The organism is Streptomyces sp. NBC_01431 (assembly GCF_036231355.1).
In the GTDB taxonomy this organism is placed as follows: Bacteria; Actinomycetota; Actinomycetes; order Streptomycetales; family Streptomycetaceae; genus Streptomyces.
Genome location: NZ_CP109496.1, coordinates 3,848,810 through 3,865,919 on the forward strand (window position 1 = coordinate 3,848,810; position 17,110 = coordinate 3,865,919).

The following is a 17,110-nucleotide window of genomic DNA, read 5'->3' on the forward strand; positions in this document are numbered from 1 at the left end:
GAGGGGGCGCAGACGGCATGAGTTTCGACGACGATCCGGGCCGCGGCGGCGGCGACCCGGCCGACGACCGCTTCAGCACGCTCGGCGGCACGCGCCAGACCCGTACCCGTCTCCCCGAGGGCACCGGCGACCCGTACGGCAGCACCCGCCGCCCCCAGCGCGGCTCCCGCTCCCTGGTGATGGCCGTCGGCGTCGTGGTCCTCCTGGTGGCCGCGATCGCCTTCGCGAACCGGGGCGGCGATTCCGGCTCCTCCACGGACGGCCAGAGCCCGAAGAAGCCGGACGCCCAGTCGACGGCGCCAAGCGGAACGAAGCCGGTGGGGGGGAAGCAGGGGGGGATCGCGTCGGGGTTCGCACAGACGGAGCAGGGCGCGCAGTCGGCGGCCGTCAACTATCTGGTGGCGCTGGGTTCCGACGGCATGTACAACACCGGCCGTCGGCACGAAATTGTGGCCACCGTGTACGCCCCCGACGTCGCTGCGGCCCGACAGGGCGACCTCGACAGGGCGTACTCGGGGAAGGACTTCCTGACCCGCGTCGGCCTCAACCCGGACGGCACGGCACCGGCTGGGCAGGCGTTCATCTCCCGGTTCAACCCAGTCGGCTCCAAGGCGGACAAGTTCGACGGTGCCACCGCGACGGTGTCGGTCTGGTACTCAGCGCTGTTCGGGCTTGCGGGCGAGGGCTCCAAGAACCCGGTGTCCGAGAGCTGGTTCACGAACACGTTCCAGCTCAAGTGGACCGGCGGGGACTGGAAGATCACCGACTTCACGCAGAAGGACGGCCCGGCACCCGTCGGCCGTGACCAGGCCGCCGCTCCGGCCAAGGACATGTCCGACGCCGTGGAGCAGTACGGAGGGTTCACGTATGCCCGGTAAGCCGCCCCGCCGCGCTTTCTCGATCGCTGCCGCGTTCACGGCCGTCCAGACAGCGGCCATCCTGCTCGCCAGCAGGGCGTACGCCGCCCCGTCACCCACGCCGAGCGGAACACCGGGCGGCAGTCCGAGCCCCAGCCCCAGCAACAACGCCTGCGACCTCATTCGTGGCCCCGCCAGGGACTACTGCGAGTCCGGCGCCAGCAAGGGCGGCACCACCCCACCCCCCGGCACCACCGACCCCGCCGACCCCCTGACCTCCCTGGCAAAGGGATGTGCCGATGCCGCCGCCTGGATCATCGGCAAGCTCTCCGACGCGGTGAAGTCGACGGCAACCGTGGACTTCACCAACTCCAGCTTCCGCACCCAGTACGCCGTCGTCTTCGCCGCCGCCACCTTCCTCACCCTCGTGCTGTGGCTCCTGGCCGTGGCCAAGCGCGCCATCCGCGGGGTGCCGCTGTCCACCGCGATCTCCGAAGCCGTCGGTTTCCTCTGGCTGACCGTGCTCGCCTCCGCCTTCACCCCGCTGATCCTCTACACCGTCGTATCGGCGACAGACGCGGTCACCGAGGCCATCGCCAACGCGACCGGCAACCAGTCGGACGTCTTCTTCGGCTCGTTCTCCGCCGCGCTCAAAAAGGGCACCGACATCGGCGGCGGACCCATCATGCTGATCGTCGTCGCCCTGGTCTCGATCCTTGCCGCGGGCGTGCTCTTCCTCGAACTGGTCGTCCGCGCCGCCCTGTTGTACGTCGGCGCCCTGCTCGGCACCGTCGTGTACGCGGGACTCGTCGACAAGAACATGTGGGGCCACGTCCGGCGCTGGGCGGGCATCATGATCGCCGTGATCATGGTGAAACCCGTCATCGTGATCGTGCTCGGGCTCGCCGGAGCTCTCTCCTCCGGCAAGGGCCCGGACTCGTTCTCGGCCGTCGTCTCGGGCCTCGCGATCATCCTGCTCGCCATCTTCGCCTCGGCGATGATCTACCGCTTCGTGCCCGGCTTCGGCGACGAGATCGCCTCGGCCCGCACCAACCGGAAACAGGCCACCGACGGCTCGCAGGCCGCCGCCCTCATCTCCTCGCCCGCGGCCCTCGTCTCGCAGGGCATCAAGACCCACAGCGGCCGGGGCAACCAGGGGGGCGGGTCCGAAGCCCGCCCCGCGAACGCCGTGTCCGGTGGCATGGCCGCCCACAGCAGCCGGGGCTCCGGCGGCGGCGGAGCTGTCTCCTCCGCCGCGCCTCCGCCACGCAGCGGCTCCGGCCCGACCTCCGGCACACCGCACACCCACCGCCGCAACTCCGGCGGCAGCGCAGGTAACAAGAACAGTGGAGGTGGAGGGCGTTGACGACCCAGTCCCAACCGGTCGCGCCCCGCCGTACGTATCTGATCGGCCGCGCCCGGCCGTCGGCCGTCGTCGGCAAGAACCGCGAGACCGGCGAGATCGTACTGATCATCGGCGGCGCCTTCCTCGGCATGATGTGCGGGCTGCTCGTGCCCGTGCTCTCCCTGCGGATCGTGCTCCTGATGGGCTTCCCCTTCCTGGCCCTGGCCGCCGTGTACCTCCCCTACCGGCGCCGCACCTTCTACAAGTGGTTTGAAATCAACCGCAGTTACAAGCGTTCGCTGCGCCGCGGCACCGCCTACCGCTCCAGCGCGGCGGAAGCGGGCGTCGGTCTCGACGGGCGCGAGGTCGAGGTCGGACCGCCGCCCGGCATCGGCCACATCAACTGGCTCGCCGCCCCCTTCGGCCCGGACGAGATCGCGGTCCTGCTGCACGCGGACCGGCGTACGGTGACCGCCGCCATCGAGATCGAGGGCCCCGGCGTCGGCCTGCGCGACAGCGAGGACCAGGAAGCCCTCGTCGACCGGTTCGGCACGCTGCTCAAGCACGTGGCCAACGGCGACGGCTTCGTGACCCGGCTCCAGATGCTGGCCCGTACCCTGCCCGCCGACCCCGACGCCCACGCCAAGGACGTCGCCCAGCGCGGCGACACCAAGGCACCCGGCTGGCTGATGGAGTCCTACGACCAGCTCCAGTCCATGGTGTCCACGTCCAGCGAGCAGCACCGCGCCTACCTCGTGGCCTGCATGCAGTACAGCCGCGAACTCGCCGCCGAGGCCCACGCGATGGCCCGCGCCGCCCACCCGCAGGCGGGCCGCAAGCTCGACCGCGACGCGGGGCTCGCGGTCGTCATGGCCCGCGAACTGACCGATATCTGCGCCCGGTTGGCGGAGGCGGACATCCGCGTACGCCAGCCGCTCGGCCAGAGCCGGCTCGCCTCGCTCGTGCACTCCATGTACGACCCGGACCACCCCATCGACCACATCCAGGCGATGACCAAGCGCAACGCCTGGCCGGCCGAGCTCGACGCCGTGGAGCCCACCTACCTCCAGGCCAAGACCCGCGAGTCCTCGACCCGGGCGCCCTGGTGCCACTCCACGGCGTGGGTGAAGGAGTGGCCGATGACCCCGGTCGGCGTCAACTTCCTGGCCCCCCTCCTCGTGCACACCCCGGACGTCATCCGTACGGTCGCCGTCTGCATGGACCTCGAACCGACCGAAGTCGCGATCGAGCGCATGCTCACGGAGAAGACCAACGACGAGGCGGAGGCATCGCGCGCGGCCAAGATGAACCGCACCGTCGACCCCCGCGACATCGCCGCCCACGGCCGCCTCGACCAGCGCGGCGAGGACCTCGCGAGCGGGGCGGCGGGCGTCAACCTGGTCGGCTACATCACGGTGTCGTCGCGCTCCCCCGAGGCGCTGGCCCGCGACAAGCGGACCATCAGAGCCTCCGCCGGCAAGTCCTACCTGAAGCTGGAGTGGTGCGACCGCGAGCACCACCGGGCCTTCGTCAACACCTTGCCGTTCGCGACCGGCATCCGCCGCTAGTTGAGAGGCAGTACCCGCCATGCGAGATCCGCTGTCTCTCGTCACCGACGCCTTCACCGCCCTGCTGTTCGGCAAGGTGGAGACCACCCGGCTGCCCGTCCGCACCTCCACGGGCCAGGCCCAGGCCGTCTACCTGCCGACCGCCGCCCCCGGCCTCGGCGACTCCGGCGTGATCATCGGGCGCGAGGTGTACAGCGGCAAGGGCTACATCTACGACCCCTTCCAGTTGTACGGACAACAGCTTCCGGCCCCGCACTGGCTGGTCCTCGGCGAGTCGGGAAACGGCAAGTCGGCGCTCGAAAAGACCTATGTCCTGCGTCAGTTGAGGTTCCGTGACCGCCAGGTGGTCGTGCTCGACGCCCAGGGTGAGGACGGCGTCGGCGAATGGAACCTCATCGCGCGCGAGCTGGGGATAACCCCTATCCGGCTCGACCCGATGACGGCCATGGACGGCGGCATCCGGCTCAACCCCCTGGACCCGGCGATCACGACGACGGGCCAGCTCGCCCTGCTTCGAACGATCATCGAAGTTGCGATGGGCCACGGCCTGGACGAACGATCAGGCTTCGCCCTCAAGGTCGCGCACGCCTACGTCAACGCCACGATCACGGACCGCCAGCCGGTCCTGACCGACATCGTGGAACAGCTCCGCCACCCCGAGCCCGAGTCGGCGGAAGCGATGAACGTCGACATAGACGATGTACGCGCCTGGGGCCTGGACGTCGCCCTGGTGCTCGACCGCCTGGTCGACGGCGACCTGCGCGGCATGTTCGACGGCCCCACCACGGTGGGCATCGACCTGGACGCCCCCCTGATCGTCTTCGACCTTTCGCACATCGATCGAAACTCGATCGCGATGCCGATCCTGATGGCCATCGTCGGCGTATGGCTGGAGCACACCTGGATCCGCCCCGACCGGAAGAAGCGCATCTTCCTGGTCGAGGAGGCCTGGCACATCATCAACAGCCCGTTCGTGGCCCAGCTCTTCCAGCGCCTGCTGAAGTTCGGCCGCCGCCTCGGCCTGTCGTTCGTGGCGGTCGTCCACCACCTGTCCGACGTCGTGGACGGCGCGGCGGCGCGGGAAGCGGCAGCGATCCTGAAGATGGCCTCGACCAGGACGATCTACGCGCAGAAGGCGGACGAGGCGAGGGCGACGGGCAGGGTCCTCGGCCTACCGCGCTGGGCCGTGGAAATCATCCCGACGCTGACACCCGGCATCGCGGTGTGGGACGTGAACGGCAACGTCCAGGTGGTCAAACACCTGATCACGGAACGCGAACGCCCCCTGGTCTTCACCGACCGTGCCATGACGGAGTCCGCGGCGACGGACGACATCCTGGCCGCGGAACTGGACTCCCAACTCGAATCGGAGACGGAACGCCGAGCGGCACTGGTCGAACAGCAACTGTCCGCCGCACCCGATTCGTCCGAGTCCACGGTGGCCTGAAATGAGCGGACCCGGCGCCCCCCGGGGCAACCAGCGCGGTATCCCGGACTCGCTTCTGGTCGGCCTCCTGGCCTTCCTGCTCGGCCTTACGGTCCTGGTGTGGACGGCCACGGGTCTGGGTGGCCTCTTCACCCACGGCGCGTGGCCTCCCGGCGTATCGTTCACCCACAGCCCGATGGCGCTGCGCGCCCTGGTCACGGCCCCCCACGACCTCCCCGCCGCCTGGCCCGACACCCCAGCGAACGCCCTGTCGGGCTACGGCTTGTTCTGGGGCCTCCTCATCGGCGAGCTGATGGCCCTGGTGGTCCTGACGGTGTTCGTCCTGGGAACGTTCACCCGGTGGAGAGCGGTAAGAGCGAGAGCCCGGGAGGCTACGCCCCCAACTACCCCCATTTCGGGACTCGTTGAGAGCTCCGCCGCCCCCACCCAGGCTGCGAGAAGCCCCTCACCCCCCGCTGTGGACGCCGCGACACCGCCCCACACCGTGGGCATCGCCCCCGCGCCAACCTCCGCTCCAACCTCCGCGCCGACACGAACCCCGCTCGCCGCGCCGCACCCCGAGCAACCGGTCACCCCCCAGCCGGCACCCGCGCCGGCCACGCCGGTGGAGCAATTCCCCACCCCCCGGGCAGAAAGCCCAGCCCCCCGCCTGCTGTTCGGCCCCCCGGAATCCCGCCGCCCCCCGGCACGGCAGGCGATCCAGGACGCGGCGGGCCCCACCCTGGTGGTCACCTCGGACCCCACCCTGTGGGCAGAGACCAAGGACGCCCGAGCAAAGCTCGGCCCCGTACACCTCTACGACCCAGCCCACCGCTGCGACACCCCCGCGCGCCTCCACTGGGCGCCCACCACCGGCTGCGAAGACCCCGACACCGCGGCCGCGAGAGCTGTCGCCCTCCTGGCCCCCGTCCGCCCCCACGCCCGCATGGACACCGCCATGGCGGACACCGCGGAAACGCTCCTCCGCTGCTGGCTGCACGCCGCCGCGCTGGAGAGCCGCGACAGCAAGGCCACGAAGCAGCTGCACCGCTGGTCCCAGGGAACGGCCGCCCATGAGGCCGTACGCATCCTCCGCACCCACCCCAAGGCGCAGAGCGGCGCCGCCGGCCTCCTGGAGTCCGCGCTCACCGCGTACCCCGAACGCCGGGAAATCGCCCAGCAGTTGACGGCCCGAGCGCTGGCCTGCCTCTCCTCGATCCACATCCGCGACGCCTGCACACCAAACCGAGCGGATTCGCTCGCGCTGGAATCTTTCGTGAACGAGGGGGGCACCCTTTATCTGGTGGGTGAAGCGATCGAGAACCCCCGGTCCGATCCCGCCGCGATGCCCCTGCTCACGGCACTCGCCTCCGACGTGGTCGAGCGCGGCCGCCGCATGGCCGAACGGTCATCTGACGGTCGCCTCGACCCACCAATGACGCTCGTCCTGGACGACATCGCGGCCGTGGCGCCGCTCCCCCAGCTACCGGAGCTGCTGTCGACCGGCCGGGACCGGGGCCTGCCGACCCTGGTCCTGCTCCGCTCCCCCGAACAGGCACGGGCCCGCTGGACCGAAGCCCTTACCTGAGGGCTCCACGACCAAGGCACACACCTCACGGCAGCCGCAGCGCTAGGGCCGCACGACTTCCATCTCCCAGTCGAGGCCGCCGGCCTCGCCCTCGATCGGAGCCGAAACCCCGGTCGATACGAATCCGATCTTCCGGTAGAAGCCCTGCGCGCGGGGGTTCTCCTCGTGGACGTAGAGCCGGATCCGTTCGACGGCCGGCTCCTCCAGCGCCCAGGCCCACTCCATGGCAGCCTCGAAGAGCCGCTCGGTCAGGCCGAGCCCACGGTGCTCGACCCGTACGAACACACCCACCAAGTGCGCCTGCGGGGCAGTGATCTCCCGCCCGAAGATGTCCTTCGCCCCAGGCTGCTCCACCAGCACGACAACCGTGCCGACCAACTCTCCGTCCGGGCCCTCGGCCACGAACTGCCGGGCCGAAGTACCGTGTGAAACCCTCGCCGTACGCTCCTGCCAGAACGCGTCGGGGCGCTCCAGCGCCTGTTCAGTGGTCTCAAGGAAGGCGACGGGCGCGGCCGGATCGGCCAGCGCGACCAGGCGCAGTTCCTTCATCCGGAGCCATTCGTCGGCGCGCACAGGGCGAATCACATAGTCCATGCGCTCATGCTGGCCAGCCGCCCGACCCCCCGCAACGTGTTTTGCCACACGACCCCGGGCGCCCCGGGCGTCCGACCCTCCTGTAAACGCAGAAAAGCCCCGCACCGTGATCCCGAAGGACCATGATGCGGGGCTTTCCCCAAAAATTGTTCGGCGGCGTCCTACTCTCCCACAGGGTCCCCCCTGCAGTACCATCGGCGCTGAAAGGCTTAGCTTCCGGGTTCGGAATGTAACCGGGCGTTTCCCTAACGCTATGACCACCGAAACACTATGAAGTTGAACACCGGAACCCCAAGCAGGGGCTCTGACAGCTGTTCATTGCTTCAGAACAAACACAGTGGACGCGAGCAACTGAGGACAAGCCCTCGGCCTATTAGTACCAGTCAGCTCCACCCCTTACGAGGCTTCCACATCTGGCCTATCAACCCAGTCGTCTACTGGGAGCCTTACCCTCTCAAGGAGGTGGGAACACTCATCTCGAAGCAGGCTTCCCGCTTAGATGCTTTCAGCGGTTATCCTTTCCGAACGTAGCCAACCAGCCATGCCCTTGGCAGGACAACTGGCACACCAGAGGTTCGTCCGTCCCGGTCCTCTCGTACTAGGGACAGCCCTTCTCAATGTTCCTGCGCGCGCAGCGGATAGGGACCGAACTGTCTCACGACGTTCTAAACCCAGCTCGCGTACCGCTTTAATGGGCGAACAGCCCAACCCTTGGGACCGACTCCAGCCCCAGGATGCGACGAGCCGACATCGAGGTGCCAAACCATCCCGTCGATATGGACTCTTGGGGAAGATCAGCCTGTTATCCCCGGGGTACCTTTTATCCGTTGAGCGACGGCGCTTCCACAAGCCACCGCCGGATCACTAGTCCCGACTTTCGTCCCTGCTCGACCCGTCGGTCTCACAGTCAAGCTCCCTTGTGCACTTACACTCAACACCTGATTGCCAACCAGGCTGAGGGAACCTTTGGGCGCCTCCGTTACTCTTTAGGAGGCAACCGCCCCAGTTAAACTACCCATCAGACACTGTCCCTGATCCGGATCACGGACCGAGGTTAGACATCCAGCACGACCAGAGTGGTATTTCAACGACGACTCCACAACCACTGGCGTGGCCGCTTCAAAGTCTCCCACCTATCCTACACAAGCCGAACCGAACACCAATATCAAACTGTAGTAAAGGTCCCGGGGTCTTTCCGTCCTGCTGCGCGAAACGAGCATCTTTACTCGTAGTGCAATTTCACCGGGCCTATGGTTGAGACAGTCGAGAAGTCGTTACGCCATTCGTGCAGGTCGGAACTTACCCGACAAGGAATTTCGCTACCTTAGGATGGTTATAGTTACCACCGCCGTTTACTGGCGCTTAAGTTCTCAGCTTCGCAACCCCGAAAGATCACTAACCGGTCCCCTTAACGTTCCAGCACCGGGCAGGCGTCAGTCCGTATACATCGCCTTACGGCTTCGCACGGACCTGTGTTTTTAGTAAACAGTCGCTTCTCGCTGGTCTCTGCGGCCACCCCCAGCTCACCGAGTAAATCGGATCACCAGTGATGGCCCCCCTTCTCCCGAAGTTACGGGGGCATTTTGCCGAGTTCCTTAACCATAGTTCACCCGAACGCCTCGGTATTCTCTACCTGACCACCTGAGTCGGTTTAGGGTACGGGCCGCCATGAAACTCGCTAGAGGCTTTTCTCGACAGCATAGGATCATCCACTTCACCACAATCGGCTCGGCATCAGGTCTCAGACTATGTGTTGTCCGGATTTGCCTAGACAACGTCCTACACCCTTACCCCGGGACAACCACCGCCCGGGCTGGACTACCTTCCTGCGTCACCCCATCGCTTACCTACTACAGATCCGGGTCACCGGCTCCACCACTCCCCTCAACTCCGAAGAGATCAGGGCGGCTTCACGGGCTTAGCATCGTCTGATTCGATATTGGGCGTTTCAAAGCGGGTACCGGAATATCAACCGGTTGTCCATCGACTACGCCTGTCGGCCTCGCCTTAGGTCCCGACTTACCCTGGGCAGATCAGCTTGACCCAGGAACCCTTAGTCAATCGGCGCACACGTTTCTCACGTGTGTATCGCTACTCATGCCTGCATTCTCACTCGTGAACCGTCCACCACTAGCTTCCGCTGCAGCTTCACCCGGCACACGACGCTCCCCTACCCATCCATACAGGCGTTGGCCCTATACGTATGAATGACACGACTTCGGCGGTACGCTTGAGCCCCGCTACATTGTCGGCGCGGAATCACTTGACCAGTGAGCTATTACGCACTCTTTCAAGGGTGGCTGCTTCTAAGCCAACCTCCTGGTTGTCTCTGCGACTCCACATCCTTTCCCACTTAGCGTACGCTTAGGGGCCTTAGTCGATGCTCTGGGCTGTTTCCCTCTCGACCATGGAGCTTATCCCCCACAGTCTCACTGCCGCGCTCTCACTTACCGGCATTCGGAGTTTGGCTAAGGTCAGTAACCCGGTAGGGCCCATCGCCTATCCAGTGCTCTACCTCCGGCAAGAAACACACGACGCTGCACCTAAATGCATTTCGGGGAGAACCAGCTATCACGGAGTTTGATTGGCCTTTCACCCCTAACCACAGGTCATCCCCCAGGTTTTCAACCCTGGTGGGTTCGGTCCTCCACGACCTCTTACAGCCGCTTCAACCTGCCCATGGCTAGATCACTCCGCTTCGGGTCTAGAGCGTGCAACTCAAACGCCCTATTCGGACTCGCTTTCGCTACGGCTTCCCCACACGGGTTAACCTCGCTACACACCGCTAACTCGCAGGCTCATTCTTCAAAAGGCACGCAGTCACGACTGCATGTGCAAGCACATACAGCGACGCTCCCACGGCTTGTAGGCACACGGTTTCAGGTACTATTTCACTCCGCTCCCGCGGTACTTTTCACCATTCCCTCACGGTACTATCCGCTATCGGTCACCAGGGAATATTTAGGCTTAGCGGGTGGTCCCGCCAGATTCACACGGGATTTCTCGGGCCCCGTGCTACTTGGGTGTCTCTCAAACGAGCCGTTGATGTTTCAGCTACGGGGGTCTTACCCTCTACGCCGGACCTTTCGCATGTCCTTCGCCTACACCAACGGTTTCTGACTCGCCTCACAGCCGGCAGACTGTGAAAGAGAGATCCCACAACCCCGCATGCGCAACCCCTGCCGGGTATCACACGCATACGGTTTGGCCTCATCCGGTTTCGCTCGCCACTACTCCCGGAATCACGGTTGTTTTCTCTTCCTGAGGGTACTGAGATGTTTCACTTCCCCTCGTTCCCTCCACATACCCTATGTGTTCAGGTATGGGTGACAGCCCATGACGACTGCCGGGTTTCCCCATTCGGAAACCCCCGGATCAAAGCCTGGTTGACGGCTCCCCGGGGACTATCGTGGCCTCCCACGTCCTTCATCGGTTCCTGGTGCCAAGGCATCCACCGTGCGCCCTTAAAAACTTGGCCACAGATGCTCGCGTCCACTGTGCAGTTCTCAAACAACGACCAGCCACCCATCACCCCGAACCAACCGGTTCGAGTGCACTGGGGCCGGCGACCGAAGACCAACAGGCAAAGCCCGTGCCTTCAGATACCCAACAGCGTGCCCGGCCCTCTCCATCGCCTCGTTCCGTGTTCCACGCTCCGAAGAGCAGTACTAGCGGCCCGAGTTGACCAAGAGCGCCGAATAGTCAACGTTCCACCCATGAGCTGACCGTGCAGAACATTTGTCTGCAGACGGTGCTGTGCTCCTTAGAAAGGAGGTGATCCAGCCGCACCTTCCGGTACGGCTACCTTGTTACGACTTCGTCCCAATCGCCAGTCCCACCTTCGACAGCTCCCTCCCACAAGGGGTTGGGCCACCGGCTTCGGGTGTTACCGACTTTCGTGACGTGACGGGCGGTGTGTACAAGGCCCGGGAACGTATTCACCGCAGCAATGCTGATCTGCGATTACTAGCAACTCCGACTTCATGGGGTCGAGTTGCAGACCCCAATCCGAACTGAGACCGGCTTTTTGAGATTCGCTCCGCCTCACGGCATCGCAGCTCTTTGTACCGGCCATTGTAGCACGTGTGCAGCCCAAGACATAAGGGGCATGATGACTTGACGTCGTCCCCACCTTCCTCCGAGTTGACCCCGGCAGTCTCCTGTGAGTCCCCATCACCCCGAAGGGCATGCTGGCAACACAGAACAAGGGTTGCGCTCGTTGCGGGACTTAACCCAACATCTCACGACACGAGCTGACGACAGCCATGCACCACCTGTATACCGACCACAAGGGGGCGACTATCTCTAGCCGTTTCCGGTATATGTCAAGCCTTGGTAAGGTTCTTCGCGTTGCGTCGAATTAAGCCACATGCTCCGCTGCTTGTGCGGGCCCCCGTCAATTCCTTTGAGTTTTAGCCTTGCGGCCGTACTCCCCAGGCGGGGAACTTAATGCGTTAGCTGCGGCACCGACGACGTGGAATGTCGCCAACACCTAGTTCCCAACGTTTACGGCGTGGACTACCAGGGTATCTAATCCTGTTCGCTCCCCACGCTTTCGCTCCTCAGCGTCAGTAATGGCCCAGAGATCCGCCTTCGCCACCGGTGTTCCTCCTGATATCTGCGCATTTCACCGCTACACCAGGAATTCCGATCTCCCCTACCACACTCTAGCTAGCCCGTATCGAATGCAGACCCGGGGTTAAGCCCCGGGCTTTCACATCCGACGTGACAAGCCGCCTACGAGCTCTTTACGCCCAATAATTCCGGACAACGCTTGCGCCCTACGTATTACCGCGGCTGCTGGCACGTAGTTAGCCGGCGCTTCTTCTGCAGGTACCGTCACTTTCGCTTCTTCCCTGCTGAAAGAGGTTTACAACCCGAAGGCCGTCATCCCTCACGCGGCGTCGCTGCATCAGGCTTTCGCCCATTGTGCAATATTCCCCACTGCTGCCTCCCGTAGGAGTCTGGGCCGTGTCTCAGTCCCAGTGTGGCCGGTCGCCCTCTCAGGCCGGCTACCCGTCGTCGCCTTGGTAGGCCATCACCCCACCAACAAGCTGATAGGCCGCGGGCTCATCCTTCACCGCCGGAGCTTTTAACCCCCCAAGATGCCCTGAGGAGTGTTATCCGGTATTAGACCCCGTTTCCAGGGCTTGTCCCAGAGTGAAGGGCAGATTGCCCACGTGTTACTCACCCGTTCGCCACTAATCCACCCCGAAGGGCTTCATCGTTCGACTTGCATGTGTTAAGCACGCCGCCAGCGTTCGTCCTGAGCCAGGATCAAACTCTCCATGAATGTTTACCCGCTATCGGGTGCACACATCACGTAAGAGCGGGACGACCAAGCCGGAATAAGGCTAGTCGTCCACAGCGTCCTCGCTGTGTTGTTGCCTGCCCACCACAAGAGCGGAACAGGACTTTTCAAAGGAACCTCGATCCGCCGAAACGGATACGGGGTTGTCAATCTGGCGTTGACTTTTGGCACGCTGTTGAGTTCTCAAGGAACGGACGCTTCCTTTGTACTCACCCTCTCGGGCTTTCCTCCGGGCGCTTCCCTTCGGTATTTCGTGTTCCCGACTCTATCAGACGCTTTCGTGTCCGACTTCCTCGGTGCCTTTCCGGTTCCCCCTCTCGGGTTTCCCTTTCCGGCGGTTCCGACTCTATCAGATCCTTTCGGGCCTGATTCCCGGTCTCCCGGGGCCAAGTCGGCTTGCCTTCCCGGCCGTTGGGCCGTTCCGACTCCCGAACTCTAGCGGACTTTCCCGGTGACTCGTAATCGAGGGTTCCGGGCCCAATCGAATTTGAATTCGGCATGCCGAATTCAACCCCGGTCGAGGGATCGTGCTGAGTTGGGTTGCCGCAGAATCTGCGGCGGACGGTTGTTGCAGAACCGTACCGGCTCCGCGACAACTCGAAGAACCTTACGGACCGAGGGAGACCGTGTCAACCCGGCCCCGGTCGGCCTCAGTCGAGGTCGGTGAGGCGTCCGCCCGCGTCCGGCTGGGCGTGCTCCACGCGGCGGAGCAGGCGGATCAGCATCTCGCCGAGCACGCCGCGCTCCTCGGAGGAGAGGTCCTGGAGAAGGTCCTCCTCGAAGTCGCTGGCCATGCGCATGGCCTCAAGCCACTTCGTGCGGCCCTCGTCGGTCAGCTCGACGATGACGCGCACCCGGTTGTTCTCGTCACGGTCCCGGGTGACCAGGCCCTCGCCGGCCATGCGGTCGATGCGGTGGGTCATGGCGGCCGGGGTGAGGCCGAGGCGCTTGGCGAGTTCGCCGGGGCCCAGGCGGTAGGGCTCGCCCGCCAGGAGCAGCGTCTTGAGGACCTCCCACTCGGCGTTGCTGATGCCGAGGGCGGCGACCTGGCGGCCGTACGCCACGTTCATCCGGCGGTTCAGGCGGCCCAGTGCCGAGACGACCTTTTCCACCTGGGGGTCGAGGTCGCGGTACTCCCGCTGGTACGCGGCGATCTGCTCGTCGAGGGTCGGCTCCTGGGGGCCGTCGGGCTCGCAGGGCTCGGTGGTCTCAGGCATGTCGCGAGTATGGCACGGGGGTCGTTGGCATCTAAGTCCTTGAGTGTGTATTGTTAAGCATCTAATTTTAGTGTTGAAGTCTTCAGATCTGAGCCCTTGACGTTCGAGCCCTCCGCTCACGTCCTCGGCTACGGGTTCTCCAAGCTTCCAGACCCCCAAGGTGGTGAGTGTGACCAAGGCGATGGGTGCAGCGATGCGCCGGATCCAGGCAGGTAACGCGCTGAGCGCGTTTGGACTCGGGTTCACCGTTCCGTACCTCTATGTGTACGTGGCTCAGGTGCGGGATCTGGGTGCGACCACGGCCGGTGTCGTGCTCGCCGTCTTCGCCATGGCCGCGCTCGTCGTGCTGCCGTTCACCGGCCGCGTCATCGACCGGCGCGGGCCGCTGCCGGTGCTGGTCGGCGCCGCGGTGCTCGCCTCGCTCGGCGCGCTGAGCATGGGCTTCGCCTCCAGCGTCCCGGCCGCCGTGGCCTCGGCCGCGCTGCTCGGCGCGGGCACCGCCGTGATGCAGCCCGCGCTCGCCACGATGATCGTCTGGTGCTCCGGTCCCAAGACGCGCACCCGCGCCTTCGCCATGCAGTTCTTCCTTCAGAACCTCGGTCTGGGCATCGGTGGACTCATCGGCGGACAGATCGTGGACCTGAGCCGCCCCGCCAGCTTCACCCTGCTCTTCTCCATCGAAGCGGCGATGTTCCTGGTGCTCGCCGGGATCGCCGCGTCCGTGAGGATGCCCCACTCGGCGGTCCTCTCGGACCCGCGTCCCAAGGGTGAGCAGGGCGCCGGCGGCGGAATCCGGGCCCTCCTCGGGCACCGGGCGATGGTGCAGCTGTGCGTGCTCGGGTTCGTGCTGTTCTTCGCCTGCTACGGGCAGTTCGAGTCGGGTCTTGCCGCGTACGGCACCGAGGCCGCCGGGATTCAGCCCTCGACGCTCGGAATCGCGCTGGCCGCCAACACGGCCGTCATCGTGGTCGCGCAGTTCCTGGTGCTGAAGTTCGTCGAGCGCCGGCGCCGCAGCCGTGTCATCGCGTCCGTCGGTCTGATCTGGGCCGTGGCGTGGATCGCGGCCGGTTACGCCGGGCTCGGGCACGGCAGCCAGGCGATGGCGACCGCCGCGTTCATCTCGACGTACGGGCTCTTCGGGCTCGGTGAGGCGATGCTGTCGCCGACCGTGGCGCCGCTGGTCGCCGACCTCGCCCCCGAGTCGATGGTCGGGCAGTACAACTCGGCGTTCGCGCTGGTCAAGCAGTTGGCGTTGGCGGTCGGCCCCGCGGTGGGCGGGCCGATGGGGGCCGCGCTGCACGGCCCGTACATCGTGACGTTCGTGCTGTTCTCGCTCGGCATCACGGTGCTCGCGCTGCGGCTCGGCAAGAAGCTGACGCCCGCGCAGGACCAGCCGTTGCACTCGGCCGCCTCGCGTGTGGTGGCCGTGCACAAGCCCGAGCAGGCGCCCGCCAACGCCTAACCGGGCAGGGCGAACTCGCACCACACCGCTTTGCCGCCGCCCGGTGTGCGGCGCGAACCCCAGGACGAGGCGATCGTCGCGACGATCGAGATGCCTCGTCCTGCTTCGTCCGCGGGGTCGGCGCGGCGGCGGCGCGGCAGGTGGTCGTCGCCGTCCGTCACCTCGATGATCAGGCGGCGGTCGGTGCGGCGCAGTCTCAGGCGCATCGGCGGGGTGCCGTGCTGGAGGGAGTTGGCCACGAGCTCGCTGGTGGCCAACACGCCGAGGTCGCGCAGTTCCACCGGGAAGCGCCAGGAGGCGAGGACGCCGGAGGCGAAGGCGCGGGCGCGCGGGGCCGCTTCGATACCGCCGAGCAGGTCGAGCGCCGCGTTGTGGAAGAGCTCGGCGGCAGGTCCCGTACGGGCCGGATGCTGGCAGACCAGGACGGCGACGTCGTCGTCGTGTTCGGCGGTGACGCCCAGCGAGCGGATCAGGCGGTCGCACACCACTTGCGGGGTGCCGACGGCGCCCGACAGTGCCCGCTCCAGGGCGGCCACGCCCTCGTCGATGTCCTCACCCCTGCGTTCGACCAGTCCGTCCGTATAGAGGACGGCGGTCGCGCCGGGCGGCAGCGCGATGGTGCCGGAGGTGTGCAGCCAGCCGCCGGTGCCGAGCGGCGGGCCGGTCGGGTCCTCGGCGCAGTGGACGGTGCCGTCCTCATGGCGTACCAGAACGGGCAGGTGGCCCGCGGACGCGTACACCAGATGACCCTCGTTGGGGTCGTGCACTGCGTAGACGCAGGTGGCGATCTGGCTGGCGTCGATCTCGGCGGCCAGGCCGTCCAGGAGCTGGAGCACTTCGTGCGGCGGCAGGTCCAGGCGCGCGTACGCCCTGACCGCGGTGCGCAGTTGGCCCATCACGGCGGCCGCACGGACCCCTCGTCCCATCACGTCGCCGATGACCAGGGCGGTGCGGCCGGCGCCCAGGGTGATCACGTCGTACCAGTCGCCGCCGACCGCCGCGTCCGTGCCGCCGGGCTGGTAGGTGCAGGCCACGCGCAGGTCGTCGGGCTGTTCCAGTTCTTGCGGGAGCAGCGAGCGCTGGAGAGTGACGGCGGTTTCGCGATGGCGCCGTTCGCTGGCGCGCAGCCGCTCGGCGGCTTCGGCGTGGTCGGTGACGTCGGCGGCGAAGACGAGCACACCGCCCTCGCTTTGGCCCGGGATCTCCACCGGGGTGCACGTCACCGTGTACGACCCGCCGCCCTGGATCTTGCGGGATTTGACCGTACGCGGCTTGCCGCTGCGCAGCACCTGGTCCATCAGCGGGGGCAGGCCGAGCTCGGTGAGCTCGGGCAGCGCCTTGGCGGCCGGGGCGCCGAGCGGCCGGGTGCCGAAGGCCGCCGCGTAGGCGTCGTTGACGTACGCGATGCGGTGCTCGGGGCCGTGGAGCAGGACGACCAGGGCGGGAAGCTGGCCCAGGATGTCGCGCACGGAGAGGTCGTCCAGGGCCGGTGGCTGGGCGTCGTCGTCCGGCCAGGGATCCGGCTGCGCGCCGGATTCACCGCGGGCGGCGGGCACGGAGCCCCGGTCGGCGCGGTCGGTCCGTGCTGCGGAGCGGCGCGGCGTACCGGGGAGCCGGGCGCTCCAACGCGTGAAGTTCACGGTGTTCCAAGCCTCGTGTGTTGCTGCGGTTGCTGTGCTGCCGGTGCTGGTGCGGTGCTGGTGGTCGCGGATCACTCTGTGCAGGTGTGGGCCCACCTATGG

9 protein-coding genes and 3 rRNA genes are annotated in these 17,110 nt (G+C 66.1%); 6 read left to right on the top strand and 6 right to left on the bottom strand.

Translation table 11 applies throughout. The annotated features are described in order from the left end of the window. The first annotated feature begins 17 nt into the window (after positions 1–17). The 5 genes from OG522_RS17710 to OG522_RS17730 are packed head-to-tail and all read left to right on the top strand — an operon-like array spanning position 18 to position 6,784. Positions 18–878 carry a hypothetical protein gene (locus OG522_RS17710; protein WP_329463947.1) on the top strand — a complete coding sequence of 287 codons (861 nt, stop codon included), beginning with the start codon at positions 18–20 and terminating at the stop codon, positions 876–878. Continuing rightward, positions 868–2,223 (top strand): hypothetical protein, encoded by a 1,356-nt coding sequence (locus OG522_RS17715; protein ID WP_329463948.1) that lies wholly within the window; start codon positions 868–870, stop codon positions 2,221–2,223. Before OG522_RS17710 ends, OG522_RS17715 begins: the two co-directional genes overlap by 11 nt. Then, positions 2,220–3,770, top strand: a complete 1,551-nt coding sequence (locus OG522_RS17720) for an SCO6880 family protein (RefSeq protein WP_329463949.1) — start codon at positions 2,220–2,222, stop codon at positions 3,768–3,770. The genes OG522_RS17715 and OG522_RS17720 overlap by 4 nt, the downstream gene beginning before the upstream one ends. Before the next feature lie 19 nt (positions 3,771–3,789). Next, entirely contained in the window at positions 3,790–5,217 is a 1,428-nt protein-coding gene (locus tag OG522_RS17725; protein WP_329463950.1) for an ATP-binding protein, read from the top strand. A 1-nt stretch (position 5,218) separates the two neighbouring features. Then, positions 5,219–6,784 (top strand): type IV secretory system conjugative DNA transfer family protein, encoded by a 1,566-nt coding sequence (locus OG522_RS17730; protein ID WP_329463951.1) that lies wholly within the window; start codon positions 5,219–5,221, stop codon positions 6,782–6,784. Positions 6,785–6,826: 42 nt separating this feature from the next. On the opposite strand, the gene OG522_RS17735 is transcribed toward OG522_RS17730, so the two are convergent. The 5 genes from OG522_RS17735 to OG522_RS17755 form a co-directional block, all read right to left on the bottom strand. Continuing rightward, positions 6,827–7,378 (bottom strand): GNAT family N-acetyltransferase, encoded by a 552-nt coding sequence (locus OG522_RS17735; protein ID WP_329463952.1) that lies wholly within the window; start codon positions 7,376–7,378, stop codon positions 6,827–6,829. 148 nt (positions 7,379–7,526) lie between these two features. Continuing rightward, positions 7,527–7,643: ribosomal RNA gene (rrf, locus tag OG522_RS17740) — 5S ribosomal RNA — on the bottom strand. 88 nt (positions 7,644–7,731) lie between these two features. Then, positions 7,732–10,856: ribosomal RNA gene (locus tag OG522_RS17745) — 23S ribosomal RNA — on the bottom strand. A 289-nt stretch (positions 10,857–11,145) separates the two neighbouring features. Beyond that, a 16S ribosomal RNA gene (locus OG522_RS17750) occupies positions 11,146–12,671 on the bottom strand. The 16S, 23S and 5S rRNA genes sit together here, the layout of an rRNA operon. 668 nt (positions 12,672–13,339) lie before the next feature. Further along, complete coding sequence (locus OG522_RS17755; protein ID WP_329463953.1) at positions 13,340–13,906, bottom strand: MarR family winged helix-turn-helix transcriptional regulator; 567 nt, start codon at positions 13,904–13,906, stop codon at positions 13,340–13,342. Between the two features lie 181 nt (positions 13,907–14,087). Between OG522_RS17755 and OG522_RS17760 the strand changes: the two genes are divergently transcribed. Next, on the top strand, positions 14,088–15,368 hold the full coding sequence (locus OG522_RS17760; protein WP_329467636.1) for an MFS transporter: 1,281 nt from the start codon (positions 14,088–14,090) through the stop codon (positions 15,366–15,368). Here OG522_RS17760 and OG522_RS17765 read toward each other — a convergent pair. Further along, positions 15,365–17,008 carry an ATP-binding SpoIIE family protein phosphatase gene (locus OG522_RS17765; protein ID WP_329463954.1) on the bottom strand — a complete coding sequence of 548 codons (1,644 nt, stop codon included), beginning with the start codon at positions 17,006–17,008 and terminating at the stop codon, positions 15,365–15,367. The genes OG522_RS17760 and OG522_RS17765 overlap by 4 nt on opposite strands. Positions 17,009–17,110: the final 102 nt, after the last annotated feature.